Origin of the sequence: Desulfofundulus thermosubterraneus DSM 16057 (assembly GCF_900142025.1) — a bacterium.
GTDB classification, from domain to species: Bacteria; Bacillota; Desulfotomaculia; order Desulfotomaculales; family Desulfovirgulaceae; genus Desulfofundulus; species Desulfofundulus thermosubterraneus.
In genome coordinates this window covers 81,290-106,998 of record NZ_FQZM01000004.1, presented here as the reverse complement: position 1 = coordinate 106,998, position 25,709 = coordinate 81,290, and the positions used below count along the sequence as shown (strand labels likewise).

The 25,709-nt window shown below is 56.3% G+C and carries 24 protein-coding genes, 1 pseudogene and 1 riboswitch; of the genes and pseudogenes, 3 read left to right on the top strand and 22 right to left on the bottom strand.

Features of this window, described 5'->3' with window-relative positions; genetic code table 11:
• Nucleotides 1-34: 34 nt before the first annotated feature.
• A complete protein-coding gene (locus BUA65_RS01830; protein WP_072867058.1) occupies nucleotides 35-1,081 on the top strand; it encodes a GNAT family N-acetyltransferase in 1,047 nt (348 codons plus the stop codon).
• A gap of 154 nt (nucleotides 1,082-1,235) precedes the next feature.
• Here BUA65_RS01830 and thiM read toward each other — a convergent pair whose 3' ends face one another.
• The 19 genes and pseudogenes from thiM to recA all read right to left on the bottom strand — a co-directional run bounded on the left by thiM (nucleotide 1,236) and on the right by recA (nucleotide 20,919).
• Nucleotides 1,236-2,039, bottom strand: a complete 804-nt coding sequence (gene thiM / locus BUA65_RS01825) for a hydroxyethylthiazole kinase (RefSeq protein ID WP_072867057.1) — start codon at nucleotides 2,037-2,039, stop codon at nucleotides 1,236-1,238.
• 383 nt (nucleotides 2,040-2,422) lie between these two features.
• Nucleotides 2,423-4,513: a penicillin-binding transpeptidase domain-containing protein gene (locus BUA65_RS01820; RefSeq protein WP_072867056.1), complete on the bottom strand. Its 2,091-nt coding sequence runs from the start codon at nucleotides 4,511-4,513 to the stop codon at nucleotides 2,423-2,425.
• 1 nt (nucleotide 4,514) lies between these two features.
• A pseudogene (gene cobC / locus BUA65_RS01815) lies at nucleotides 4,515-5,137 on the bottom strand (alpha-ribazole phosphatase).
• A 13-nt stretch (nucleotides 5,138-5,150) separates the two neighbouring features.
• Complete coding sequence (cobD, locus tag BUA65_RS01810; RefSeq protein ID WP_072867055.1) at nucleotides 5,151-6,263, bottom strand: threonine-phosphate decarboxylase CobD; 1,113 nt, start codon at nucleotides 6,261-6,263, stop codon at nucleotides 5,151-5,153.
• Nucleotides 6,264-6,277: 14 nt separating this feature from the next.
• Nucleotides 6,278-7,033 (bottom strand): adenosylcobinamide-GDP ribazoletransferase, encoded by a 756-nt coding sequence (cobS, locus tag BUA65_RS01805; protein ID WP_072867054.1) that lies wholly within the window; start codon nucleotides 7,031-7,033, stop codon nucleotides 6,278-6,280.
• Nucleotides 7,027-8,424: a cobyrinic acid a,c-diamide synthase CobB gene (locus BUA65_RS01800; RefSeq protein ID WP_072867053.1), complete on the bottom strand. Its 1,398-nt coding sequence runs from the start codon at nucleotides 8,422-8,424 to the stop codon at nucleotides 7,027-7,029. The genes cobS and BUA65_RS01800 overlap by 7 nt, the downstream gene beginning before the upstream one ends.
• Before the next feature lie 15 nt (nucleotides 8,425-8,439).
• Nucleotides 8,440-9,393: an adenosylcobinamide-phosphate synthase CbiB gene (gene cbiB, locus BUA65_RS01795; protein ID WP_072867052.1), complete on the bottom strand. Its 954-nt coding sequence runs from the start codon at nucleotides 9,391-9,393 to the stop codon at nucleotides 8,440-8,442.
• A 242-nt stretch (nucleotides 9,394-9,635) separates the two neighbouring features.
• Nucleotides 9,636-11,207: a cobyric acid synthase gene (locus BUA65_RS01790; protein WP_072867051.1), complete on the bottom strand. Its 1,572-nt coding sequence runs from the start codon at nucleotides 11,205-11,207 to the stop codon at nucleotides 9,636-9,638.
• Nucleotides 11,208-11,214: 7 nt separating this feature from the next.
• Complete coding sequence (gene cobU, locus BUA65_RS01785) at nucleotides 11,215-11,781, bottom strand: bifunctional adenosylcobinamide kinase/adenosylcobinamide-phosphate guanylyltransferase (RefSeq protein WP_072867050.1); 567 nt, start codon at nucleotides 11,779-11,781, stop codon at nucleotides 11,215-11,217.
• Nucleotides 11,782-11,887: 106 nt separating this feature from the next.
• Nucleotides 11,888-12,060: riboswitch (cobalamin riboswitch) on the bottom strand.
• A gap of 44 nt (nucleotides 12,061-12,104) precedes the next feature.
• Nucleotides 12,105-12,521, bottom strand: a complete 417-nt coding sequence (locus tag BUA65_RS01780; protein WP_072867049.1) for a DUF3842 family protein — start codon at nucleotides 12,519-12,521, stop codon at nucleotides 12,105-12,107.
• 143 nt (nucleotides 12,522-12,664) lie between these two features.
• Nucleotides 12,665-12,955 (bottom strand): translation initiation factor 2, encoded by a 291-nt coding sequence (locus BUA65_RS01775; protein WP_072867048.1) that lies wholly within the window; start codon nucleotides 12,953-12,955, stop codon nucleotides 12,665-12,667.
• 68 nt (nucleotides 12,956-13,023) lie between these two features.
• Nucleotides 13,024-14,190, bottom strand: a complete 1,167-nt coding sequence (locus BUA65_RS01770; RefSeq protein WP_072867047.1) for an LL-diaminopimelate aminotransferase — start codon at nucleotides 14,188-14,190, stop codon at nucleotides 13,024-13,026.
• Between the two features lie 25 nt (nucleotides 14,191-14,215).
• Entirely contained in the window at nucleotides 14,216-15,046 is an 831-nt protein-coding gene (locus BUA65_RS01765) for a PHP domain-containing protein (protein ID WP_072867046.1), read from the bottom strand.
• On the bottom strand, nucleotides 15,047-16,051 hold the full coding sequence (locus BUA65_RS01760) for a dipeptidase (RefSeq protein WP_084061969.1): 1,005 nt from the start codon (nucleotides 16,049-16,051) through the stop codon (nucleotides 15,047-15,049).
• Between the two features lie 94 nt (nucleotides 16,052-16,145).
• A complete protein-coding gene (locus tag BUA65_RS01755) occupies nucleotides 16,146-16,406 on the bottom strand; it encodes a stage V sporulation protein S (RefSeq protein ID WP_013823423.1) in 261 nt (86 codons plus the stop codon).
• Between the two features lie 134 nt (nucleotides 16,407-16,540).
• A complete protein-coding gene (locus BUA65_RS01750) occupies nucleotides 16,541-17,320 on the bottom strand; it encodes a TIGR00282 family metallophosphoesterase (RefSeq protein WP_072867044.1) in 780 nt (259 codons plus the stop codon).
• A 17-nt stretch (nucleotides 17,321-17,337) separates the two neighbouring features.
• Nucleotides 17,338-17,856, bottom strand: coding sequence for a hypothetical protein (locus BUA65_RS01745; RefSeq protein WP_439328928.1), 519 nt, complete (start codon nucleotides 17,854-17,856; stop codon nucleotides 17,338-17,340).
• 125 nt (nucleotides 17,857-17,981) lie between these two features.
• A complete protein-coding gene (rny, locus tag BUA65_RS01740; protein ID WP_072867042.1) occupies nucleotides 17,982-19,520 on the bottom strand; it encodes a ribonuclease Y in 1,539 nt (512 codons plus the stop codon).
• A 367-nt stretch (nucleotides 19,521-19,887) separates the two neighbouring features.
• Nucleotides 19,888-20,919, bottom strand: coding sequence for a recombinase RecA (gene recA, locus BUA65_RS01735; protein ID WP_072867090.1), 1,032 nt, complete (start codon nucleotides 20,917-20,919; stop codon nucleotides 19,888-19,890).
• A gap of 115 nt (nucleotides 20,920-21,034) precedes the next feature.
• Here recA and BUA65_RS01730 point away from each other — a divergent pair, with 115 nt between their 5' ends.
• Together BUA65_RS01730 and BUA65_RS01725 are read left to right on the top strand one after the other, a co-directional pair.
• Nucleotides 21,035-21,748, top strand: coding sequence for an AzlC family ABC transporter permease (locus BUA65_RS01730; RefSeq protein ID WP_072867041.1), 714 nt, complete (start codon nucleotides 21,035-21,037; stop codon nucleotides 21,746-21,748).
• Nucleotides 21,703-22,023, top strand: coding sequence for an AzlD domain-containing protein (locus tag BUA65_RS01725; protein WP_072867040.1), 321 nt, complete (start codon nucleotides 21,703-21,705; stop codon nucleotides 22,021-22,023). The genes BUA65_RS01730 and BUA65_RS01725 overlap by 46 nt, the downstream gene beginning before the upstream one ends.
• Here the strand turns inward: BUA65_RS01725 and BUA65_RS01720 are convergent.
• The 3 genes from BUA65_RS01720 to BUA65_RS01710 form a co-directional block, all read right to left on the bottom strand.
• A complete protein-coding gene (locus tag BUA65_RS01720) occupies nucleotides 22,020-23,261 on the bottom strand; it encodes a competence/damage-inducible protein A (protein WP_072867039.1) in 1,242 nt (413 codons plus the stop codon). The two genes, BUA65_RS01725 and BUA65_RS01720, sit on opposite strands and share 4 nt — an antisense overlap.
• Nucleotides 23,262-23,533: 272 nt before the next feature.
• Nucleotides 23,534-25,012: an AAA family ATPase gene (locus tag BUA65_RS01715; RefSeq protein ID WP_072867038.1), complete on the bottom strand. Its 1,479-nt coding sequence runs from the start codon at nucleotides 25,010-25,012 to the stop codon at nucleotides 23,534-23,536.
• 133 nt (nucleotides 25,013-25,145) lie between these two features.
• Nucleotides 25,146-25,691 carry a hypothetical protein gene (locus tag BUA65_RS01710; RefSeq protein WP_072867037.1) on the bottom strand — a complete coding sequence of 182 codons (546 nt, stop codon included), beginning with the start codon at nucleotides 25,689-25,691 and terminating at the stop codon, nucleotides 25,146-25,148.
• Nucleotides 25,692-25,709 lie beyond the last annotated feature (18 nt).

The following is a 25,709-nucleotide window of genomic DNA, read 5'->3' as shown; positions in this document are numbered from 1 at the left end:
GCATATTCTAAAGAAAAAAGGGCGGGAATTACAAGTGTCATTAAGAGTAGTTCGCGTCCAAAACAGGACGCAGTTTTTTTCGTTCCTGGAGTTGGCGGAATATATTTACGGCCGGAATAGCCAGGCAGCACTTGCCAACCGGCGGGAAACGGCTCTTTTGTTAGACCCCGGTGCCAACCCGGCACTACGGCATGTACAGCTGGCTCTTTTTTTAGCTCTGCAAAACGGCAAACCCGTGGGACGTATAGCCTGCGCAGTGGATGATTTCTGCCGGGATGCGAATACGGGATTTTTTGGTGCTTTTGAAGCAGCCCGGGATGAGCAAGTAACCCGGGCTCTCATGGAAGAAGCGGGGAAATGGCTCCGGGAGCAAAAGTGTTGGAAAATGACCGGTCCCGCAATGGCAAACACCAACCAGCGCGTGGGAGTTTTAATTGATGGCTTTTCCGCACCCCCGACCTTCATGCTTCCCTACAACCCCCCCTATTATAAAGAACTTTTCGAAAGCTGTGGATGCAAAAAACTAGCAGATCTGCTGGCCTACCAATGGTCGGCTGAAGACACGTTACCGGAAGTAATAAAACGGGCAGCCCGCAGGGCCAGGCGTTACCAGGGAACCGTGGTACAGCCCTTAAACTCCTGTTTGTCCTTCCACCGGCAGGTGGAAGCGGTGCACTATATTCTGAACCGCTCCATGAAACGGAACTGGGGCTACATTCCCCTCACCCTTCCTGAGGTCCTGGCCATTTTAACTCACTACCAAAGGGTGGCGGACCCCCGCCTGCTTCTGCTGGCCCGGGTAGACCACCAACCGGCGGGAATTTGCTTTTGCATCCCCCAACCGGGGGAACCGGAAGGAAAACCCGCTTTCAGGCTGGCCCTTATGGCCGTGGTCCCTGAATTCCGGCAGCGGGGAATAGATGCCCTGCTCCTGGAAACCTGTCACGCCGCCCTGCCACCCGGCAGCCAGATAGAAATATCCCAGATCCACGAGGGCAACTCGGTGGTGCTAAAAATGGTGCAAAGGGTAACCCCGCACCCTGTTAGACGTTACCGGGTATACCAGCGGAGCATCCCCTGAAAAAAATTTTCCCACTGGTTAGAAGTGGGAAACGGGAAGAAGGAGGTATATGGTTTTTCATGCGTGCACTTTGTATTTTGACATAAACCGGCATAATTTTCTGTCGCCCCGGCGACTATTTTTTTGTCTTATTGGCGACAATCGATTAGAACAGTTAGAGTTCCCGTATTTTGACACCCCGGGCCAGTTCTTCCCCTTCCAAATTATACAGGGTGTCCAAAAGGGCCATCTGAAAGCTCGCCGGTCCGCGGCTGGTGGCAGCGGCATGCTCGGCGGCCAGGCCATAATAGGCGAGGGCTGCCGCACCGGCGGTTACGCCGTCAGCTTCCACCGCCCGGAAAGCGGCAATGACACTGGTGGCGGAGCAACCCGTACCCGTCACTGCAGTGAGCATGGTATGACCGTTTTCCACCGCAATCAATCGCTCCCCGTCGCTGATGTAATCGGTGGCTCCCGTTACCACAACCACGGTACCTGAATCCCGCGCCACCTGCCTGGCCATTTGGCTGGCGGGCACGGAAATTTGACCGGCATCCACACCTTTAGTCTGCCCGCCGAAACCACTGACGGCAGCGATCTCCGAAGCGTTGCCGCGTAAAATGTCGATACGCAATTCCCTGATAATCATCTGCGCAGTCGCCGTGCGAAAAGGTGTAGCTCCTGCCCCGACAGGATCGAAGATAACAGGAATACCTGCCGCATTGGCCGCCCGGCCCGCCTGCAGCATTGCCTCCACTTCGGCTGCCGTAAGCGTCCCCATATTTAACACCACGGACCGGGCTAAGCGCGCCATATCAGCCACTTCTTCCCGGGCATAAGCCATCACCGGTGATGCCCCAACAGCCAGGGTAACATTGGCGGTCAGATTGGTCACAACCAAATTGGTAATGTGGTGTATTAGTGGGCGCTCCTTGAGCACCTTTTGCCGCACGGCAACTACCCGATCTCCCCAGTTCATAGCGCTATCCCTCCGAGATATCTATACCCTGAAAATAGTAATTGCCTGCCTTTTGCACGCGCTCGCTCCGTTCCCCAGCACTCACCCAGCACTCACCGGTTCCAGGTATCTGCGCAGTAACTAAAGCCACATATGGTTAGCAGTATTACTATCAGAGAACCCGGTTACGGTGAGTGCTGGGTACCTGCGCAGGCATTTAAACAGTATATAGTCAGCACTAATCCCATCAGAGAACTCTGGTTGCAGTGAGTGCCGGGTCAATGTCGCTCGCTTACGTGCAAAACAGCTGCGATTTTCAATCCTCTCCTGGTGACGCTGAAAACGTCATGGGTGCCTGTTATGTTATAACTGAAAGCTTTAGGCTGTCTATTTTAGGAAAATACCTAGGGAGGAGCGAATTCCACGAAAACCGTGGTTCCCGGAGCCACGCGGCTGCCCGCCTCAGGACGTTGCCGGACGGCCACACCGCTCCCCGAAGCTTTGAATTTTAAACCCAACTCCTCCAGGATTGAGCCCGCCTTTTTTACCGTAAGCCCGGACAGATCGGGAACAACCAGCTGTTCCGGAGCCTTGCCGGTAACAATTTGTAAACTCACCGTAGTACCCGGGGGAACGCGTTTGCCCGCCGGCGGCTCCTGGCCGGTCACCAGGCCCGTTTTTCCGGGAGACCAGGACCGCAACCCCCGTTCCTGCAGCAGCCATAGTGCTTCACGCACCGGAAAGCCGACCACATTGGGCACGACAACCAGCTCATCCTGCTCCGGGGGAACATCCTGGCTCTCCCGGCTGGGATCTTCGGGGACCCCAAGGTAACGCAAAGTGTCCCTTACAACTGCACCAAAGGCCGGGGCAGCCACCTCACCCCCATGATATTCCTGCCCCCGGGGTTCGCCGACCACCACCAGGACGGCAATCCGGGGATTATCGGCAGGGGCGAAACCGGCAAAGGAGGCCACATACTTCCCTTCTACATAACCGCCCGGGCCGGGTACCTGGGCGGTACCTGTCTTCCCCGCTACTCTGTAGCCTTCCACCAGAGCCCGCTTGCCTGTTCCTTCCAGAACCACCTTTTCTAATAACCCGGATAGTTGCCGGGCGGTTTCCGTGGAGATAACCTGCCGGATTACCCGGGGAGTTATTTCCCGGATGGTTTTTCCCGAAGCATCCTCCACGGCCCTGACCACATGGGGCTGCATGAGGTAACCCCCGTTGGCTATGGCCGAAACGGCAGTTAAAAGCTGGATTGGCGTGACCGCGATGGATTGGCCGATGGCCATGGTAGCTATATCCAGCTCCGAAGCCCTTTCTTCAGGCAATACTACTCCCGATTCTTCACCGGGCAAATCAATGTTCGTGGGGGTACCAAAACCAAAGCCCCGGACGTATTTAAAAAACCTCTCCTTGCCCAGTTTTAACCCTACCTGGATGAAAACCGGGTTGCAGGAGTTTCCCACGGCCTGAGCAAAAGATTGCAACCCGTGTCCCTTGCGATCCCAACAGTAAATGCGCCGCCCATTAACTACAGCATAACCCGGATCATTAAACCAATCCGTAGGCCGCACCACCCCCTCCTCCAGGGCTGCCGCCGCGGTAATCATCTTGAAGGTCGAACCGGGTTCATAGGTATAGAGGGTGACCGGATTTTTTTCCCAAACTTCCCGGGGAAACTTCCGCCACCGGGAGGGGTCAAAGGTGGGCCGGTTGCCCATAGCCAGAATCTCGCCCGTTTTGGGATCCATGACCAGAATGACCGCCCATTTCGGCTGGTAAGCAGAAACAATCCTGTCCAGCTCCCGCTCCACATAGTACTGGATGGTCTGGTCCAGAGTGAGCACCAGGTTGTTTCCCGCTTCCGAACGCTTCACTAACACCGCACTCTGGGGAATCTGACGACCCTGGGCGTCAATCTCCAGCACCATTTTTCCCGGCGATCCCCGCAATTCCCTGTCATAACTTTTCTCCAGGCCATTAAGTCCCTGGTTATCATCCCCCACAAAGCCCAGCAGGGCCGCAGCGAGGTTACCCTGTTTGTAAAAACGGGTACTGGATTCGATAAAGCCAAGGCCGCTGATTCCCTGCAGCTTTTTGGCCCGGTCGAATTCCACACCGTGCTGCAGCCAGACAAAGGGCCCCCGGGCGGCCAGTTTTTCATATATTTCTTCACGCCGGATACCCAAAATAGCCGTAACCTTATCCGCGACACTTCCGGGATCCTTTATCTGATCGGGGTGGGTATAAATGGAATAAGAGGGAATACTGGTGACCAGGGGATTATGCTGGCGGTCGTAGATGTTTCCCCGGTTGGGTTGCAGGATAATGTCCCTTGTACGAATTTTAGTTGCCTCCTGACGCAATTGTCCTCCCCATAACACCTGAACGAAAAAAAGGCGTGCGATCAGGCAACTAAAAGCCAGCAGCGCTATCAGGAAGAGAACGCCCAGGCGCCGGGAAAAGGAAGTTTTAGCAGGAGTCAATTTAACCCCCTCTCTTTTCCAGATGACTGCAATCGTTAAACAGGGTTAAAATTCCCTTCTCCCAGGTAGGAAATTCCAGGATAGACAGGCATGCATTATTGACTCCCAGACGCCAGTATTGATTTAAATCCATTCCTAAAACCGCCCCCACCAGCGTCCGAACACAACCCCCATGGCAAACAACCACTACCTGGCCGGTGGGATGTTTTTCCACTATCTCCCGCACCGCCAGAGTAACCCTCTCTACCACCTCCGCCAGGGTTTCCCCCCGGGAACGCGCGTGTGCAAGGGGTCGTGCCACCACTGTTGCAACTCCCGGGGATAGCGGTTCTTAATTTCCGCCACCGTAAGTCCTTCCCAGGCGCCGAAGTTAATTTCCCGCAGAGCCTTCAAGGGGACTACGGGCAAGCCGTGAGGTTCCGCCAGAATGCGGGCCGTGTTCAAGGCGCGTTGCAGGTCACTGGCGTAAAAGGCACTGAAATTTTCCCCGCGCAAACGCCGGGCCAGCGCCCGGGCCTGCTCCAGCCCCCGCGGGGAAAGAGCGGTATCGCTATGGCCTTGAAATCTTAACTCTGCGTTCCAGATTGTTTCGCCGTGCCTGACCAGGTAAATGCGGCAGCTCATGATATTTTCTCTCCTAAAGCACCTCGCGCAGTGCTTCCAGAAGGCGCAAGTTTTCCTCCCGTCTTTTTACGGCGACTCGAATGTATCCCTCCGACAGGCCGGGGAAATTGGCACAGTTACGCACCAGGATGCCCCGGTGTCCCAGCAGCCGGACCAGTTCCCCCGCCGCAAAGCGAGTGCCAGTTATATCCACCAGCAAGAAGTTGGCCGCTCCGGGGAAAGGACGCAAGCCGGGCAAAGAAGAGAACTCCCGGAACAGGAATTCCCGCTCCCGGGCCACCAGATCCCGGGTAGCTTCAATGTATTCCCTGTCCTGCAATCCGACCACTCCGGCCACCTGGGCCAGGGCATTCACGCTCCAGGGGTCCCTTGCCCGGTCCAGGGCTTTAACGACCTCGGGCCGTGCCGCCAGCACCCCCAGGCGCAAGCCGGGAATGGCTAAAATCTTGGTCAAAGAATAAAGCAGGATTAAACGGGGGTGCCGGCCTGCCAGGGAAAGCAAAGTATGGCTTTGGGGATCGGCCACAAAGTCCATAAAGGCTTCGTCAACAATCACCATGGCCCTGTATGCCGCAGCCGCTTCCAGCAAAGCCTCCAGTTCCTGGCGGGGAACAAGCCTTCCGGTAGGGTTATTGGGGTTGCATAAAAAAAGAGCATCCACCTCCGGCAGTTGCCTTAAAACTTCCTCCAGAGGAAAAGGAAAACCCGGGGAGGGATTCAGAAAAAAATAATTGACTTTCCCCCCGGCAGCCCTTACGGCCAGGCCATATTCGCTAAAGGTAGGGGCGGGAATGAGCACCCGGCGGAAGGAGAAAACCCGGGCTAGCAGGTAAATTAACTCACTGGCTCCGTTTCCCACCAGAAGGCAAGGGGTTTCAATCCCAAGGTGCTCCGCCAGAGCACTCTTTAACTCCCGGCAATCCGGATCCGGGTAATGGCATATCTGCCACAGATTGGCCCTCAGGGCTTCCATAACCAACGGGCTGGGGCCCAGAGGATTGATATTGGCGCTGAAATCCAAAAAATCTTGCGGCGCAAGCCCGTATTCCATGGCCGCCCGTACCAGGTTGCCACCATGGGGGGGAACGGACTGGTAGTCCTTTTCTATTTTATCATCAAGGCTCATCGTTTGCACCCCCGTTACCGAAAAGTTATTGGAAGGTAACTGCTTAAAGGATGTGCCGCCAACAGTAAAAAAACTTCCAGAATTTCATTAATGGCCCCGTAGGTATCCCCGGTTAGGCCGCCCAGCCGGCCGGTGAGATAACGGCCAAGCCCGTGCACCAGTATAAGGGAAACAAACAGTAGAACCAGACCCACCGGTCCCCCCATTACGGCTGCTATCAGGACAAAAAGGGAGGCCAGGACCAGCTCCCGCCCCCGGGTATAGCGGACCTGCAAAAGGCCAAGGCCCTGCTGCCGGACATAGGGAAAGCGGGCAATGGCATAAACCATCCCCCAGCGGCTAATGGCCGGGACTATTAACAGCAAGCGGGGCAAAACTTCCCGGGGTATGCCGAAAAGCAGCGCAAACTTGAGCAGCAATAAACAGGTCAGCCCGAGCACACCGAAGGCTCCCACCCGGCTGTCCCGCATAATTTCCAGCATTTTTTCCCTGGACCGCCCGCTGAAGATCCCGTCCATGGTATCCATAAACCCGTCCAGGTGCAACCCCCCGCTGAATGCAACCATGCCCAGCACCAGAAGGGCGGCGGTGACTGCCGGCGGGAAGAAGGGGGAAAGAGCAAAATAAAGGGCCATCCAGGCTGCGCCCAGGAAAAGGCCTACCAGGGGGAAAAACACGGGGGCCCGCCCGTAGGCACGCTCATCAAAATCACCCCGGTAGACATAAAACCTGGTTAAAAATTGCAGGGCCATGGCCAGGGTTTTCAGCATCCCATCACCCTTTGCCTTTTATAATCTTCGCAACGGTCAATAAACCGCCGGGCGACTTCCGGGCAGGAGACAAAGTGCAGGTGCAAGTAGGAGGCCAGCAGGTTGCCATGGACATAGCCATCCAGCACCCCCTCCCGATCCCCTTCCCGGTAAAGCGCATAAGCTCGGGGGAAATCCCGGGGCATGCCCTCTATGTAAGAATAGTGAAATTCGTGGCCCACCAGCCTTGTTCCCGCCGGAGCCAGGATATTATCGGCCAGTACACGGGCTTCACAGTATCCCAGGGCCACCCGCCGGGAATGCATGCGGCATACTCCCGGCAGCAAGCCGGCCATGGGATATTCCCGGCCTTCAAAATCGCAAATGACCCGGCAAAGATACATCATCCCGCCGCATTCGGCATAGACGGGCATACCCAGGTGAAAAGCCCGACTCAAACTTTCCAGGAACCCTTTGTTGGCCGCCAGCTTTTCTAAAAACATTTCCGGAAAGCCGCCGCCAATGTACAGGCCGTCCAGCTCCGGTGGCAAAGCCGGATCGGCAAGGGCGCTGACAAAAACGATTTCCGCTCCTAGAGCGGCCAGGAGCTCCAGCCCGTCCTGGTAGTAAAAGTTAAAGGCGGCGTCCCTTACTACCCCCAGGCGCACCCGCGGGGTCAGGGGTGCGGCAGGAAAAATCTCCCGCGGAGTTTCGGGCAGCGGCGGCGCCTGCCGTGCTGCCTCCAGCAGGCGGAAGAGATCCACCCCTCCCTCCAGGACCGCCACCAGCCGTTCCAAATGTTCGACCAGGGCGTCCTTTTCCACCGCCGGCAAAAGGCCCAGGTGCCGGTGAGGAAGGAATATTTCCGCCCGGCGGCCAACCCAGCCCAGCACGGGAACACCTGCCTGTTTTTCAATGGCCTCCTTAAGCGTGGCGTAGTGCCGGGTACTGCCCACCCGGTTGAGCAGCACCCCGGCCAACCGCACCCGGGGATCAAAAAGGCGGTAGCCCAGGACCAGGGCGGCCGCACTGCGGGACATGGACCGGGCATCCACCACCAGCAAAACCGGAGCCTCGAGGGCTTTAGCCACCTCCGCCGAACTGCCCCGCTCCGTAGCCCCTTTCCCGTCGTAAAGCCCCATGACCCCTTCGATTATACAGAGGTCCGCCCCCGAAGCGGCGCGGGTAAACACCTCCCGCACTCCGGCCGCCCCCAAAAAAAAGGTATCCAGGTTGCGGGAAGTCCGTCCCGTAGCGGCGGTGTGGTAGCCGGGATCAATGTAATCCGGGCCCACCTTGAAAGGCTGGACGGCAAAACCCGCCCGGGTAAAGGCGGCCATCAGAGCCGTGGCTAGGGTGGTTTTACCGGCACCACTGTGGGTTGCTGCTATTAAAAGGCGCGGTATGTTCAAAAGAGTGCGACCTCCTCATAAAAGTGAGCAAAAGATTAACTTCACCGCCAAGCCGCTGATTACAGCCAGGGCGGCGGTAAGGTAGAGCATGTCCACCGCCTGGCGGATGTGGTCTACCTGCGGCGGGTGTCCGGATTCGTTTAGATAGGCTCGAAAGGAGGCCCGCCCGCCATAATAGTTCAGTCCGCCGAGGCGTACCCCCAGGGCCCCGGCTATGGCTGCCTCGGGAATGCCGCTGTTGGGGCTGGGATGACGCCGGGCATCTTTTCTTATAACCTGCCAGGCCCCCCCGGCCCGGCGCCCGGAAAGCCAGGCAGCCGCCACGAGCAACAGCCCGGTCCAGCGGGCAGGCAAAAAATTGGCCACATCATCCAGGCGGGCCGAGGCCCACCCCAGATCCCGGTACAGGTCGTTCCGGTAGCCCACCATGGAGTCAAGGGTATTCACCGCCCGGTAGGCCATGGCCAGGGGTGCTCCGCCAATGAGGGCATAAAAGAGAGGGGATACAAACCCATCGACAATGTTTTCGGCCACCGTTTCCACCGTAGCCCGGGTCATTTCCCGGACATCCATGGCGTGGGTATCCCTGCCGACTATATAGCTTACCTGCCGGCGGGCCAGATCCAGATCGCCCCGGGATAGGGAGAGCAGTACACCCCGGGCCGCTCCGGCCAGCCCCCGGACGGCAAAGGTAGTGGCAATGAGCCAGACCTCCAGCCCCAGGGCCAACCAGGGGTGCACCAGGGCAGCCAGGCGGACCAAAAAGTGCACAGCCAGGTAACTGCTCCCGACCACCATGGACGCCAGGACCACCCCGGCGATCCGCAGGGAAAGGGGACTCCTGGCTACCCGGCGGAGAATTTTTTCCAGCCCGGCAATGATTTTGCCCATAATTACTACCGGGTGGGGAAGCCAGCGGGGGTCTCCCACCAGCAGATCCAGAATATAAGCAGCAACTACTCCGAGCATGTCCTGCTACCTGGTACAAGTCCAAACACCCAGGCCTGCCGCCCCTTTCCGTGCATTCTCGTCTGAGTTATCCTCACTTTCCAACTACCCTGTTTTGGCTCCCGCTCGCTCCGGTGACCCAGCACTCACCGGATCCATATACCTGCCCGAGATTGAAAGCCTGTATTAGGTAGCAATCATCCTATCAAAGAACTCCGGTTACAGTGAGTGCTGGGGGGCCAAACTCATTCTTGTAGAGAATTTCATACCGCCCCGGCCATGGGGCCCTTGGCCTTGGGTCCCGGTAAACCGAGGAGCTGGTAAATCCTGCCCATATCCAGGCTTCCCCGCACTACAGCAGCCAGCCGGTCATAATCCCGCTCCCGCTGCTCCAGGTGGCTGGTACCTCCCTGCTCCAGGGGAGCCAGCCCCTTCCTCAACCTCAGGGCATTGAGCAACTGCCGGCGGAATCCATCGTCATCAAACAGGCCGTGGATATAGGTGCCAAAGACCAGCCCCTGCTCGTCCTGCGCCCCATCCGGGCAATCCACCGTTTCCCCGGAACGCCGGTGAATGTGAAAGGCCGGTACAGCCCCGGACCCCAGTTGAGTGCGTCCCATGTGAATCTCGTAACCTACCACCCTCTGTCCCCGGGCCGGCGATAAAAGGGGGCCTCTGCCGGTAACGGTAGCCTCCACCTGGGTGGTCACCTTTTCCGGCTCAAAGGAGGTGCTGATATCCAGCAATCCCAGTCCTTCTATTCTGGGAATGCTGGACTCGGTGTGATAGGGATCGGCCAGCTCTTTGCCCAGCATCTGGAAGCCACCGCAGATACCGATTACCGGTACTCCTTCCCGGGCCAACCGACATATTTCACCCGCCAGGCCCCACCGCTTTAAAGAAACCAGATCCTCAATGGTGTTTTTGCTTCCGGGAAGAATGATCAGATCCGGATGTCCTAAAGGAGTTCCTTTCCCAATATAGCGCAAATTTACATCGGGCTCGTCCTCCAGGGGATCAAAATCAGTAAAATTGGAAATATGGGGCAGGTGAATGACGGCAATTTCCACTTCCCCTCTGGAAGACGTCCGGCTTCTACGCAGGCTTTCCTCGGAAACCGTATCCTCTTCCTGCACCCGGAAACCTTCAAAATAGGGAACTACACCCACTACCGGTATCCCTGTTTTTGCTTCCAGGAAGTCCACCGCCGGCTGGAAGAGTTTTAAGTCCCCGCGAAACTTATTGATAATGATCCCCGCTACCCGCCGGCGATCCTCTTCCGGAAGCAATTCCAGGGTGCCAACCACTGCAGCCAGGGCGCCACCCTTGTCTATATCGGCGGCAAGCAGTACCGGCGCCTCCGCCAGCCGGGCCACCCGCATGTTCACAATTTCCGTAGCCTGAAGGTTGACCTCAGCCGGGCTTCCGGCACCTTCAATGGCCACGATCTCGTAACGCCGGCGCAGCCGGTCCAGGGCCTGGCAGATAACCTCCCATGCCATCTGGGCGTAGCCGTTGTGGTATTCCCGGGCGGAAAGGTTTCCTACCGGCCGGCCCAGGACAATCACCTGGGAGGAGGCCTGCCCCGTGGGCTTGAGCAAAATGGGATTCATGTCTACATGCGGCTCTATCCCGGCAGCCTCGGCCTGCACCACCTGAGCCCGGCCCATTTCACCCCCATCCCGGGTTACAAAAGAGTTCAGGGCCATGTTCTGGGACTTAAACGGGGCCACACGATAGCCATCCTGGTAAAAGATGCGACAAAGGGCGGCTACCAGGACACTTTTGCCCACGTGTGAAGCGGTTCCCTGTACCATAATAGTCCTGGCCAGCATATATAAGCTACCTCCTTTTGAACACCAGAGATTTGATCTCCACGGGCAAACCGGCCACCACCAGGTAAACCTCCTCCGCCTCTTGGGCCAGGAGCTGGTTTACCCGCCCCGCCACATCGCGAAACGAACGGCCCAGGGCATTGTCCGGCACCAGGCCCCATCCCACCTCATTGGCTACCATAATTATCCGGGCCGGGGAGGCTGCTGCCGTCCCACCCAATTGCCGGGCCTGTTCCAGAATAAAACTTTCTTTGTCTTCCGCCGTACTGCCGTAGGCAGGCAGACTATCGTTCAGTAAGAGATTGGTCACCCACATGGTCAAACAGTCGATTAAAAGAACGTCTGCCTTGCTTTCGTATTCCCTAATCACCCTTTCCAGCCGGTGGGTTTCTTCTACAGTAAGCCAGCCGGCAGGGCGGCGCCGGCGGTGATTAACGATCCGCCGGGCCATTTCGTCGTCGCCGGCGGCTGCCGTAGCTACATAAACAACCCTTGAACCGGAAGTAGCGGCCAGTTGTTCGGCAAAACTGCTCTTGCCACTCCTGGCACCGCCAAGAACAAGCACCAAAGCCATAACCACACCCCTTAAAACAAAAACCCCAGCCTTCGAAAGACCGGGGAAACTTGTGCCAGGCCAGTCCCTAGCCCCGAACGACGCCATGCCTCCTTTCTCACGAAGGGGTCAAAGGCACCCGCAGGCAGGTATCCTGGCTCCCGGATCATCGCCTGCCCTACGCCTTCCCTGGCGGTGGCATTGCAGGGCTGCTTCCCGGTTACAGTGGCGGAGACCGCTCAGGACTTTCACCTGATTCCCTATTCTCCCCTTTGGGGCACCTGCAGGCTGGAAAATCACTTTGTTGGCTAATTCGCTATTTTAAAAGAAAATCCTCTTCACAGTTAAAATTTTTCTACGTATTCTTTTACGCGCTGGACCAATTCTTCAATCAGGTGGGGCAGGGGTTCGGCACGCAGTCCCACCAGCTCCACGGCCCCCCGCACCAGGGGCAACAAAATTTTTTTTGCCGGGCTTGCAGCGAGGGCCATAGCCATGGCCGGTGTCAACTCCCCCATCATGGCGTTGGGGAAAAGAATGCTTAACGGACCTACGATCAGGTCCACCCGGGGTGCATTGTAGATTACCGCATTTTCGCCGGTGGCCCCCTCGTTGGCGCCGGCCCGGAGCATCACCGAGGTAGCCAGGGCATTGGTTCCCAAGGCCAGAATTTCCACATCCTCGGGCAATTCCCGGCGCAACCTTTCCATGATATGCTTGCCAATACCGCCGCCCTGCCCGTCCACTACAGCAATACGCATAATCTTCGCTCCTAAACCTTTAGTTTCAAACACAACTTAAACGGGGCTTATCCCCGCTTACACCGGTGCTTCACGTAAGATGTAAACCCCGGCCTGCTGTGGACCGGATCCCGCCGGCGCAACGAAGGCGGTATGAAACCGGTTTAACCGCCGCGAGAATCCGGCTGCCTAGCTTCAACAGAATCACGGGACAGGTAATCCTTAAGTCTTGATTCCAGCTCAAGGATTTGTAAATTTTTTCGTAAAAGGGACCGGGCGTAACGGTAATTAGCCCGGTGCAGCCGTTTATTCTCCTTTTCCAGCTGGGCCAGGAAGGCAGATTTTTCTTTATCCATCCGCTCGATTAAATTCATCAACACCCGGCGGCTCAACCGGAGTTGTTCCACCTTTTCCTCCAGTTCCTGGATCCGCCGTTGCATTTCAAGCACATCCATCGATCCACCACCCCAGGCAGCAGGTCTGGTTTTAGTATATGCTGCCCCTGGTGGCAATAGACGAAGGGCTACCGGAAGGAAAATGCCCTGCCAATGCGTTCCACGGCCTCGGCCAGCAACTCCTCTTCCTGTACCAGGGCTATGCGTACATAACCTTCCCCCATGGCTCCAAAGGCCAGTCCGGGAATGACCAGCACCCCTGCCCGCTCCAGCAATTCCAGGGCAAACTGCCGCGAGGAAGTATATCCCGCCGGCAGGGGAGCCCAGACAAACATGGAGGCGTTGGGTTTCGGTATATGCCAACCATAACGGGCCAGTCCGTCCACCAGCACATCTCGCCGGCCCTGGTAAGTGCGAGCCGTCTCTTCCACGCAATCCTGGGGACCTTCTAAGGCCGCAATGCCCGCCTCCTGAACCGCCCGGAATACACCGTAGTCAATGTTGGACTTGATGCGGGCCAGGGCGGCCAGCACATGCCGGTTGCCCACGGCAAAGCCTATCCGGCAGCCGGCCATATTATAGGTCTTGGACAGGGAATAGAACTCCACACCCACCTCTTTGGCGCCGGGAACTTCCAGAAAACTCATGGGTTTAAAGCCGTCGTAAGCCAGCTCGGCATAGGCCGCGTCATGGCAAACCAGAATACCGTAATGGCGGGCAAAATCGACCACCCGCTCAAAAAATTCACGGTTGGCCGAAACGGCCACGGGGTTGTTGGGGTAGTTGAGCCACATTAACCTGGCCCTGCGGGCCACTTCCCCGGGGATAGACGCCAGGTCGGGCAGGAAATTGTTTTCGGCCAGAAGGGGCATGGCGTATATTTCCCCGCCGGCTAAGAGAATGCTGAAGGCATAAATGGGGTAGCCCGGATCGGGGACCAGGGCCACATCCCCCGGGTTTATATAAGCCAGGGCGATGTGGGCTAAGCCGTCCTGGGAACCCATTAAGACCAGCACTTCATGCTCCGGGTCCAGTTCCACCCCAAAGCGCCGCCGGTACCAGCGAGCCAACGCCTGGTGGAGGGCCGGCAGGCCTTCCAGGGGGTAGCGATAGTTAACTGGATTATCAATTGCCCGGTGCAGGGCGGCAATGATGTGGGGGGCCGGGGGACGATCCGGGCTGCCCACACCCAGATTAATCACCTTCACTCCCCGGGCCTCTACCTGTTTCTTATAATGTTCCATCTCGTTAAAAATGGCCGATTCCAAACCTTTAATACGCTGAGCTACTTCCATGTCCCCACCCCGTTCGACAACAAGTTTAAGTTTCCGGGCCTTGCCGGGCCAGTTCCTGTAATATAGATATTACTTCATCCGGTGCCGTGGCCGCCCCCAGGCGGTTATATTCCCGGTGGTCCGAACCGTGGTAGTCGGAGCCCCCGGTGGCCACCAGGCAGTAACGCCGGCAGAGCCTCTCGTAATGCCACACCATTTCTTTAGAATGGGACGGATAATACACTTCAAGACCATGTAAACCTTCAGCAACCAGCCGGGGGATGAGGTGATCGCAACGGACCAGGCCCGGATGGGCCAGCACCGCTACTCCGCCCGCCCGGCGAAGCAAGCGTACCGCCTCCAGGGGGGTATACTTGTACCTGGGCACATAGGCCACCCGGTCCTTGCCGATGTACTTCTCAAAAGCTTCCCCCACTGTAGCCACGGCCCCCACCTGAACCAGCGCCCGGGCTACATGGGGGCGCCCCACCGCCCCTTCCCCGGCCAGCTCCAGCACCTGTTCCACTTCCACCGGTATTCCCAGGCAACGGAGCCGCTCCACCATCTTCACCACCCGTTCCACCCGCGCCTGGCGAAAAAGGGCCAACCGGGCCAGCAGCTCAGAATGGTCAATCTGAAAAAGATAGCCTAAGATATGTATTTCGTGACCCTCTTCCTCCGTACTCAACTCCACCCCGGGCAAAACCGGAAAAGAAAGTTTTGTGCCCGCGTCCAGGGCGGGGAGAAGGCCATCAACGGTATCGTGATCAGTGATGGCCAGGGCAGAAAGACCTGCCCTACGAGCCTCCTCCACCACCTTTACGGGAACGTCGGTACCATCCGAAGCTGTAGTATGTACGTGCAGGTCACAGGGCAATTATTTCACCTCATTCGACACCACCGGGGGTTGTTCCTGCCTGGGCAAAACTTGGTGCAGCACCCGCAAGAAGTTACCTCCCAGGATGGCAGAAATCTCTTCGGCCCGATATCCCCGGTGCCACAGGGCCCGAGTTAAGGAGGGCAGGTGGGAGACGTCTTCCAGTCCCGGGGTGACATTTTTAATACCGTCAAAGTCGGAACCTATTCCCACACAGCCCACCCCTCCCAGGGCGACCATGTGATCCAGATGATCCAGCAGTTTGTCCAGTGAAGGCTCCGAGGGATGGACGAATTCGGGACAAAAGCACAGCCCTATTACTCCACCGCGGGCGGCCAGGGCACGGATCTGGTCGTCGCTCAAGTTGCGGCGGTGATTGCAAACATGCTTGGTGTTGGCGTGGGAGGCAATCACGGGCCGGCTGGATACTTCCAGCACATCCCAGAAACCGGCCTCGGATAAATGGGAGACATCCACCAGCATCCCCAGCCGGTTCATTTCCCGCACCACCTCCCGGCCGAAACGGGTTAAACCACCCCGGGTTTCCTCCTCGGCCACCCCGTCGGCCAGCTCGTTGCGCCCGTTCCACGTCAGGGTAATGCTTCTCACTCCCAGGCGGTAAAACATGCGCAAGACCTCGAGACTACCGCCCAGGGCCTCCCCACCCTCTATGGCCAGAAGGGCACCAATTTTACCGGCCGCCCGGGCCGCTGCAATGTCCTCAAAACAGGTAATCATCATTAATTCTTCCCCGTTAGCCTCCAGTTCACTATAAAACCGGTCAATAAGGGCCATGCCCCTGGCCACAGCCCGCTCCCGGTGAGCCGGGGCAATAAAGGCGGCAAAAAATAGCACATCGACGCCTCCCCGGCGCAAGCGGCTTAAATCCACATGCCCGCCTTTTCCTTCTTCCGATAAATGACGGTTTTGAATCTCCATAGCCGTGAGCACATCACAATGGGCATCTACCACCAGGCTGTGGTGGTGCAGGGATAACCAGTCCACCCGTTTATTCACCCCCATGGTTAAACTAAAAAACCTGTTTATTCGTGGAACGGAATAAACAGGCCGCCTGCACAAAATTTACTATATTCAAGTTTTATCTAGGCTCCACTATTAGTTTGATGGCCGTTCTTTCTTCCCCGTCAATTATAATATCGGTGAAGGCAGGTATGCAGATCAGGTCCATTCCATGGGGCGCTACGAATCCTCGGGCAATGGCTACAGCTTTTACGGCCTGGTTGAGGGCACCGGCACCGATAGCTTGTATTTCCGCACAACCACGCTCACGAAGAACTCCGGCTAGGGCTCCAGCGACAGAATTTGGGTTGGACTTTGCTGAAACCTTTAATACTTCCATGCACGAAAGACCTCCTTCTTCTGTGGAAATATTTTTCCGGCACCTGCTGCAATTCATAATTTATATATTCGCTAAGGTCAAAAAAATTCCTTTTTTATGACGCACCCTTTCGGAACCTTTTTTCTAACTTCTGATTATTCGAAATTTTGTATCCTCCTCACTTCTCGCGCCTCACCGGTTTCATCGTCAATATCGATGACCACCGCATTGAACTGGTAGGGCCCGGAAGCTACCTCAAAGCGGCGGGGCAACTGGGTGAGAAACTTGCCCAGCACCAGCTCCTTTTTAACCCCGATAACCGAATCCCGGGGACCGGTCATACCCACGTCGGTAATGTAGGCCGTACCGCCGGGTAAAATGCGTTCATCGGCCGTTTGGACGTGGGTATGAGTACCGCAAACTGCCGATACCCGTCCGGCCAGATACCAACCCATAGCCATTTTTTCCGAGGTGGCTTCAGCATGAAAATCTACCAGTATTATCCTGGCGGAACCACCCAGCTGTTCCAGCAACTGATCTGCTTTACGGAAGGGACAATCCAGTTCGGACATAAAAACCCGCCCGGCCAGGTTTAAAACGGCTACCCTTCCGTTATGCCCGGTCTCATACACGCAAAAACCCGCCCCCGGTACCCCGGGAGGATAATTGGCCGGGCGCAAGATCCTTTTCTCCTGTTCGATAAGGTCGAAGATTTCCTTGTGATCCCAAACGTGATTGCCCATGGTGATGACATCAATGCCGCTGGCCAGAAGTTCCCTGGCCACTTCCCGGGTAATGCCGTTGCCTCCGGCGGCATTTTCACCGTTGGCCACGACAAAATCGATGTCCAGTTCCCGCTGCAAGCCGGGCAGGTTCTCTTTTAAAGCCCGCCTGCCGGGGCGGCCTACAATGTCACCGATGAAAAGCAAACGCACTGGAGGTTTCCCCCTGGTCACTTGTTAAAAACCAGTACGCGACCGTCTTCACGAAAGGCAAATAGATGCTTGTCTTCAGCAGTCACGCGCATACTATCAAGCATATGCTCTATAATTTCCTCCTGGATCAGCAGATCCTCTTCAAAGAGGGAGTCATTGGCTTCGGTAACCAGGTTATCGTCTAGAAGCTGGCGCAAAAGCTGCACGATGAGGGCTATTTCCTCCTGAACCAGGGTTTCCACATCGCGCTGAACCTCAATCATGGTCAGGTGGTCGCAAATTTGATGGCCGATGAGGCTGACCCGGGTCTGTTTGCCTTGCAGCATGCTGAATACCTCTATACTATCAAGCAGCCTTTCTTTTACCACGGCTAATTCCCGGCGATTAAGGACCCGGGAAGCAATGAAATTAAACTTCAACACTTGCCTGTCGGGATCAAAATTAATGGTAGCCACCTCGGGGTAACGCACCAGTATGGAAATTAACAGTCCCACACTATCCGTAACGTCTTCCCTGCCCGTAACCAAAAAAGTCACCTTCCTTTTATCCCTCATACCAGCAATACGTTTAAATTCGGTTTTATCGGGCGAGTTCCTGCCTCTCTCCCGAGGTAGTCCCAAAAAAAATTATTCTAAAAAAGGGAAATGACCCCTTAACGGGGTCATTTCGCGTACTCCACCACCCGGGTTTCCCGTATAATGGTCACCTTAATCTGACCCGGGTAATCCAGCTCTTTTTCAATTTTCTTGGCAATTTCCCGGCTCAGGCGGACGGCCCCCAGGTCATCTACCTTATCCGGCTTAACCATAATCCTGATCTCCCGCCCTGCCTGGATGGCATAGCATTTTTCCACACCCTCAAAGGAACCGGCGATCTCTTCCAGCTTCTGCAGCCTCTTGATATAGGCCTCCAAGGTTTCCCGCCGGGCACCCGGCCGGGCCGCCGATATGGCATCGGCCGCCTGTACCAGCACCGCAGTAATGGTCTGCGCCTCCTGATCCCCATGGTGAGCAGCAATGGCGTTGATCACTTCGGGATGCTCGCGGTACTTTTTGGCCAGCTCCACACCAATGGATACGTGGGGACCCTCTACCTCGTGGTCCACCGCCTTGCCGATGTCGTGCAACAAACCGGCCCGTTTGGCTATTTGTGCGTCCACACCCAACTCAGCGGCCATCAGTCCGGCCAGGTGGGCCACTTCAATGGAGTGTTTGAGAACGTTTTGCCCGTAGCTAGTGCGGAATTTTAAACGTCCTAAAAGGGTAATTAGCTCGGGATGCAAACCGTGCACCCCGGTTTCGAAGGTAGCCTGTTCCCCGGCCTCGCGAATTTGGGCTTCTACTTCCTTGCGGGCCTTCTCCACCATTTCTTCAATCCGAGCGGGGTGGATGCGCCCGTCAACGATGAGCTTTTCCAGGGCAATACGGGCAATTTCCCGCCGGATGGGATCAAACCCCGACAGGATTACCGCTTCCGGAGTGTCGTCGATAATTAAATCGATCCCGGTTAGAGTTTCAAAAGCGCGAATATTGCGCCCTTCCCGGCCAATGATGCGCCCCTTCATCTCATCGCTGGGCAGGGGAATGACTGCCACCGTAGTTTCGGTGACGTGATCTGCGGCACACCGCTGAATGGCCAGGGAAATAATCTCCCGGGCGCGCCTTTCCGCCTCCTCCCGGGCCTTGTTTTCCACATCCTTGATCATCAGGGCGGCTTCATGTTGCACTTCCTTTTCAATGCCGGCAAGTAGCTGCTGACGTGCTTCCTCTGAAGTCAGCCCCGAGATCCGTTCAAGTTCGCTAACCTGTTGTTGATAAATCTCGCTTAAACGTGCTTTTAGACTTTCAACCTCTGCTTCCTTGCGGTTAAGAGCTTCTTCCTTGCGTTCAATAGACTCTATTTTGCGGTCGAGGGTTTCTTCCTTTTGCAGCAACCGCCGCTCCAAACGCTGCAGTTCGGACCGGCGCTCCTTGTTCTCCCTCTCCATCTCATTCCGTAACCGCAAGACCTCTTCTTTAGCCTCAAGGATAGCTTCCCGTTTTTTTGCCTCTGCAGCCTTTTCTGCCTCTTCTATTATCTTCCTGGCTTCAGTTTCGGCCGAAGCAAGCTTAGCCTCTACCAGGTATTTGCGAACCAGATACCCAATGGCAAAAGCAACCACTGCAGCGCTCACTATTACGACTACGGTAATGGCTTGCAAATTATCTCACCTCCTTAACGCATGCTCCCTGCAGGCATCCCCAGCTTTTTAGCCTACCGGGCCTGCCGGGATGCTACAGGTATACAAAAAAAAGACCGAGTCAAACTCGGTAGAAAAAGAATCGGTACTACTTTTTGTTTTCGGTCACGGGCAGAAAAACCCCTTAAACCTCTTTTTTAGAGGTTATTCTTGAGGTTATGTCCTTCCCCTTTGAGAAGGTTGTATCTATTTCAAACCCGTACCAGTAGTAACCAATTCTATTTTCTCCCAACGTTAATTCTATATTTTTTATTAGAGAATGTCAAGGTTGAACCCTCACTGGCAACGGGCAACATAACTTGCTGTTAACATCCCGGCGGTTCAAATATTACTCTCCCGTGGGTTGATCCCCTGCTGAAGGCATCTTAATGCCGCCCATCTGCAGTTGCTGACGGATTTTTTGCTCAATTTCCCGGGCTACCTCAGGGTGATCCCGCAAATATTCCTTCACATTCTCCCGGCCCTGTCCCAGCCGTTCCTCTCCGTAAGAATACCAGGTGCCGCTTTTGGTGACTATCTTCATCTCCGTGGCCAGATCCAAAAGCGTCCCCTCCCTGGAAATCCCCATACCGTACATGATATCAAAATCTGCTTGTTTGAAGGGCGGAGCCAGCTTATTTTTGACTACCTTCACCCGGGTCCGGCAGCCAATGATATCTGAACCCTGCTTTAATGCTTCCAGCTTGCGCACCTCCAGGCGTACGGAAGCGTAAAACTTTAGCGCCCTGCCGCCAGGTGTGGTCTCAGGATTGCCAAACATCACGCCCACCTTTTCCCGTAACTGGTTGATAAAAATGGCCGTGGTACGGGATTTACTGATGGCACCGGTTAGTTTGCGCAGGGCCTGGGACATCAGGCGGGCCTGCAGGCCGACCTGGAGCTCGCCCATTTCCCCTTCAATTTCCGCCTTTGGCACCAGGGCCGCCACCGAGTCGATGACCACCACGTCGATAGCACCACTCCGTACCAGCGCCTCACAGATCTCCAGGGCCTGCTCGCCGGTATCGGGCTGGGACACCAGCAGATTTTCAATATCCACCCCCAGGTTTTTGGCGTAAACCGGATCCAGGGCGTGTTCCGCATCAATAAAAGCTGCTATGCCGCCGGCTTTCTGGGCTTCGGCGATGATGTGCAGGGCTACGGTAGTCTTACCCGAAGACTCCGGGCCGAAGATTTCCACCACCCGGCCCCGGGGCACCCCACCCACCCCCAGGGCAATATCCAGGGACAGGGCACCGGTGGGAATCACCTCCACGTTGAGCCTGGCGGTCTCGCCCAGTCTCATGATGGCCCCTTTACCGAAATTCTGCTCAATCTTACTTAAGGTCGCTTCCAGGACCTTTAATCTCTCATTGGACATTCCCAACACCACCTTAAAAAAGTAAGTACCCGCGGGCCCGGCCATAAAGGCCTGGTCAAAACTAACGTGATGGATTATTATTATAATCGTGCGGAAAGGAGAGGACAGGTAAAAAATGAACAAAAGACATTTCCTGAGGGGGGTCAAAGACGCCCTGCCTATTGTGCTGGGCTACCTCCCCCTGGCTATGACCTTCGGAGTGCTGGCCCGCTCCAGCAACCTTTCCCTTGGTCAGGTGCTGTCCATGTCTTTAATGATCTATTCCGGCTCGGCCCAGTTTATAGCCGTGGGCATGCTGGGCGCCGGGGCGGCCCCGGCCGGCATTATGGCCACAGTTATGCTGGTCAATTCCCGTCTGATACTCTTAAGCGCCTCCCTGGCACCCCATCTTTCCCGTATGACTGCCCCCGCGCTCTCTTTCCTGGCCCACGGGATCACCGATGAAACTTACGCCGTGGCTTTAGGCCGGGTGGGCGAAAAGCCCCCAAACCGGTGGTACCTCACCGGTTTGTTCGTCACCGCCCACCTGGCCTGGGTGGGAGGTAGTGCGGCGGGTGGAATACTGGGCACGCTGCTGGGCGCTACCGCCCGCTGGGGGCTTAACTTTGCCCTCACGGCTATGTTCATCAGCCTGTTAATCATACAGTTGAAAAATAATATCACCATCATGGTAGCCTGCCTGGCCGGGTTGGTTTCGGTCGTGGTGGCCACCATGATCAGCGGCGGATGGAATATCATTGTGGCCACTATCCTGGCCGCTACAGTGGGGGTGTTGATGGAAAAATGGAACAAACCGTCTGGGCGATCATCCTCGGTATCGCCGCGTTAAACTACCTGTTTCGAGTGACCCCGCTCTTACTTTTAAGCCGGGTCCGGATCCCTTCGCTCTGGGCCAGGTGGCTGGGTTACGTACCGGTAGCCGTACTAGCGGCCCTGGTTGCCCCGGAAATATTTCTCAACGGGGGGGTGCCGGCACTAACACTGGAGAACAAGAACCTCCTGGCCGCCATCCCCACCTTTCTGGTAGCCGTCAAAACCAGAAGCTTACTTTTCACCCTGCTGACAGGCGTGGCCTCCATGGCCCTTTTCAATGCCCTGGGCTAGGGCCGGTCCAGTAAATACAGGCGGATCATGTTCAGGGCGGCATTGGCCGCCCCCTGTCTTACCGCCTGACGGTGGCCGGGAAAGTGAAATTCCCGGCAGCTGGTACCGTCAGCGGCAGCCAGGGCGATATACGTCAGACCCACCGGTTTGGCCGGGGTACCCCCGCCAGGCCCGGCAATACCCGTAATGGACAGCCCCAAATGTGTCCCGGTAAGAGATCTTACTCCTTCAGCCATGGCTACGGCAGTTTGCCGGCTTACGGCACCGTGGACTTCAAGAGTCTCAGCCGGAACACCCAGGACTTTTTCCTTCACCCGGTTATCGTAAGCTACGATGCTGCCCCAAAAATATGCGGAACTGCCGGGTATAGAGGTTAAGCGGGCGGCCACCAATCCACCGGTACAGGATTCCGCCAGGGCGCAGGTCAAGCCCTTTTGAGCCAGCAACCGTCCCACCACCTCCTCCAGAACGTCGTCATCCATCCCAAAAAGGTAACCAGCCAACCGTTCCCGCACCTTCTCTAGCAACCCGCTGATCATTTGGTCAGCGACAGCACCGTTGGCGGCCTGAGCGCTGATGCGCACATGTACTTCGCCGGGCTTGGCCAGGTAAGCTATTCCGGGGTTGCCCTGTCCCCCCAGGTCGCCGATCAGCTCCTGAACCTCCGATTCGGAGATACCGGTCACCTTGAGCAATCTGGTGCGGGTAACCATCCCCGGGTTGCTCAGGGAAGCCAGGTAGGGAACCACCGAAGCCTCAAACATGGCCTTTAGTTCCCGCGGCGGACCGGGAAGAAGGATAACTACCTTGCCCTGGTGTTCCAGCAGGGCCCCCGGGGCGGTGCCTGCAGGATTGGGCAACACTTTGGCCCCTGCGGGGAAGTAGGCCTGTCTGGCCATACTTTCGGACAAGGATGCCCCCCGCCGGGCCATGAACTCCCGGAGCCACTGCAGTGTCGGCTCATCGAGTAGCATGGGCAACCCCAGCACCCGGGCAACTGTATCCTTGGTCAGGTCATCGGTGGTGGAACCCAGACCGCCAGTAATAATGATTAGATCCGCCCTTTTCAGGGCGGCTTCAAAGACCTCGGCCAACCGGTCCCAGTTATCACCCACGGTGGTGTGCAGGATAACCTCAATCCCATAGGCCGCCATTTGCCGGCCCAGGTACTGGGCATGGGTATTCAAGACCTCTCCTAAAAGCAATTCGGTACCGGTGAAAATTAGCTCGGCCTGCATCTGTTCACTTCCTTGCTCTTTCCTCTTCCTGCTTGCCTCCCCTTCATTTATCTTTTCGCCAGGACCTCTCGAAACCCTGCCGGACCCGGAAAAATGTAGTACGGGGAGGTCAGAAGGCGACCTCCCCTCCATCAAATTTGCCCCTTTGTCTCCCCTGGTAAATATTCGGTGAACCCGGTTGGATGCGGCGCTGTCCCCGCTCACTCCAGTGCTCCGCGCCGACAGCACCGCATCCTCATTATACCGATTTTACTGAATATTTACCTCCCCTGTTATGCAGCCGGCTGGTTGATCAAACTACGGAACTCCTCGCCGGTAACCTTTTCCTGTTCTAAAAGCAACTGAGCCACCCGTTCCAGGACACTCCGCTTTTCACTCAGGTAGGAACGCACCCGTTCCTCCTGGGACCGTAAGATTTCCGTAAGCACCCGGTAACGCAAGCCGCCGGGGAGACTATCCACATCAACCACACCCAGACGGGACATGCCGTTTCTAATAATTTGCTCCGCCACGCGGGTGGCCTCCCGGAAATCGTTGCCGGCGCCGGTACTGCGATTGCCCAGGATCAGTTCCTCGGCCACCGCTCCAGCCAGCATGACAGCAATCTGATTCTCCAGGTAATCTCTGGTATACAAATAGGTGTCGTCTTCAGGAATCTGGCGCATGTAACCCAGGGCTTGCCCCCGGGGAGTTATGGTCAGGGTGGATACGGAACCACTTCTTACCAACTCGCTCAAGAGGGCATGACCGGTTTCGTGGATGGCCACCCGCCTCAACTCGGCCGGGGCGGGCCTACGATCCAGCCGGTCGCCCATCATAACCTTATCCACCGCTTCGTGGAAATGCCGCTGGTGGATGACTTCACAACCCTCGCGCATGGCCAGAATGGCTGCCTCATTGGCCAGGCTCTCCAGGTGGGCACCGCTGAAACCGAAGGTTTCCTTGGCCAGATCCTCCAGGGAAACATCTGTTGCCAGGGGTTTATTTTTGGTGTGCAGCTTCAGAATTTCCAATCTTCCCTGCTTGTCCGGCAGTTCCACCCTTACCTGGCGGTCAAAGCGGCCGGGCCTCAGCAGAGCAGGGTCCAGCATATCCACCCGGTTGGTAGCCGCCACCACCAGCACCTGCACCTTATCATCCACCTTCAGGCCATCCATCTCCACCAGCAACTGGTTGAGAGTCTGATCATATTCGTGGTGGCTGGTGGTTTGGCCGCGCTTTGCTCCGAGAATATCGATCTCGTCAATAAAGATCAGGGCATGCTTCTTGCCCTGCCTCAACGCGCTTTCCCGGGCCGTCTGAAAAAGGCGCCTTACCCGCTGGGCGCCCACCCCCGCATACATTTCGATAAATTCCGAACCGCTGCAGGCCACAAAGGCGGCATCTGTATAGCTGGCCGCTGCCCGGGCCAGCAGGGTTTTTCCCGTGCCGGGCGGCCCCGTCAACAATATACCCTTTAAAGGCCTGATGCCCAGCTTCTGAATATGGTGATAGTTTTTAATAAAATCAAGGGCCTCGCGCAACTCCTGAATGGCCGCCGCCTGACCGCCGATATCGGCAAAGGAAACCTCTTGCCGGGAAATCACCTGTTCGCCTGCAAAGTTGCGGGTCAGCAAGCCGCGGGACCGGGCCACATAATATAAACCTGCCCCGGCCGCACCCACAAAGATCAGGGGAGTTACATCATGGCCGTTAATGAGCAGGAAAAGGATACCGGCCAGAACCAAACCCAGGCCAATTTCCTTCAACATGAAATACCTTCCCTTCAGTTAGCTGATCAACCGGCAAGTTTCTTGGTCAGAACATTTTTATTATATCACAGATAAGGTAAAGACCGGCCAGGTAATCTATGCCACAGTTGGAGAGGATGTGACAAACCACTCCCTACCGGGGTGCACCGGCGGCTTCCGGGTTCAAAGCGGCCCTGCGGGGGATCACTGCATAAAGATGGCGGTCCCGGTGTTTCATGTGCACGTATATATTTTCCTCATCGAGGGAAATAACGGTTTCCGCCCCTACTGACGCTGCGCGGTCTTCAATGTAACGCACCATCTCCCGGTAATTGCCCCGTATCTGGGCCTCATAAAGGGCAAACTGGCTATAATAAAAAGCTTTTTTTAGCTCCTGATCCCGGTTATCCTTTAATTCCAGGGTAAAGGGGTGGCGACCCAGCACACCCTGGATCGATTTCTTCAACCTCCGGTAGGTTTCACCCAGGTCAACCGTATCCTTTAACCGCACGGTAATTATAAATACCCCATCCTGTTTTTCGATGGAAAAGGTTTGGACCGCCCCATCGGCCTCCAGAACCCTGGACAGGGGCTCCTGATAGTTGTAACGGTCATAGAGCCATTGGACGGCAAAGAAAAAGGAAAGGCCAACCAGCAGCGCTGCCAGGATAATTGGAATACGCCACCCATACCACTGCATATATCCGATCCCTTCAAT

Coding starts and splice junctions, on each gene's coding strand:
- thiM (WP_072867057.1), bottom strand. CDS start 2,039: ATGAACTGGGGAGATCGGGTAGTTGCCGTGCGGCAAAAGGTGCTCAAG.
- cobD (WP_072867055.1), bottom strand. CDS start 6,263: ATGAGCCTTGATGATAAAATAGAAAAGGACTACCAGTCCGTTCCCCCC.
- cobS (WP_072867054.1), bottom strand. CDS start 7,033: ATGCTGAAAACCCTGGCCATGGCCCTGCAATTTTTAACCAGGTTTTAT.
- cbiB (WP_072867052.1), bottom strand. CDS start 9,393: ATGCTCGGAGTAGTTGCTGCTTATATTCTGGATCTGCTGGTGGGAGAC.
- BUA65_RS01790 (WP_072867051.1), bottom strand. CDS start 11,207: ATGCTGGCCAGGACTATTATGGTACAGGGAACCGCTTCACACGTGGGC.
- cobU (WP_072867050.1), bottom strand. CDS start 11,781: ATGGCTTTGGTGCTTGTTCTTGGCGGTGCCAGGAGTGGCAAGAGCAGT.
- BUA65_RS01780 (WP_072867049.1), bottom strand. CDS start 12,521: ATGCGTATTGCTGTAGTGGACGGGCAGGGCGGCGGTATTGGCAAGCAT.
- BUA65_RS01775 (WP_072867048.1), bottom strand. CDS start 12,955: ATGGATGTGCTTGAAATGCAACGGCGGATCCAGGAACTGGAGGAAAAG.
- BUA65_RS01770 (WP_072867047.1), bottom strand. CDS start 14,190: ATGGAAGTAGCTCAGCGTATTAAAGGTTTGGAATCGGCCATTTTTAAC.
- BUA65_RS01755 (WP_013823423.1), bottom strand. CDS start 16,406: ATGGAAGTATTAAAGGTTTCAGCAAAGTCCAACCCAAATTCTGTCGCT.
- recA (WP_072867090.1), bottom strand. CDS start 20,919: ATGTCCAATGAGAGATTAAAGGTCCTGGAAGCGACCTTAAGTAAGATT.
- BUA65_RS01730 (WP_072867041.1), top strand. CDS start 21,035: ATGAACAAAAGACATTTCCTGAGGGGGGTCAAAGACGCCCTGCCTATT.
- BUA65_RS01725 (WP_072867040.1), top strand. CDS start 21,703: ATGGAACAAACCGTCTGGGCGATCATCCTCGGTATCGCCGCGTTAAAC.
- BUA65_RS01720 (WP_072867039.1), bottom strand. CDS start 23,261: ATGCAGGCCGAGCTAATTTTCACCGGTACCGAATTGCTTTTAGGAGAG.
- BUA65_RS01715 (WP_072867038.1), bottom strand. CDS start 25,012: ATGTTGAAGGAAATTGGCCTGGGTTTGGTTCTGGCCGGTATCCTTTTC.
- BUA65_RS01710 (WP_072867037.1), bottom strand. CDS start 25,691: ATGCAGTGGTATGGGTGGCGTATTCCAATTATCCTGGCAGCGCTGCTG.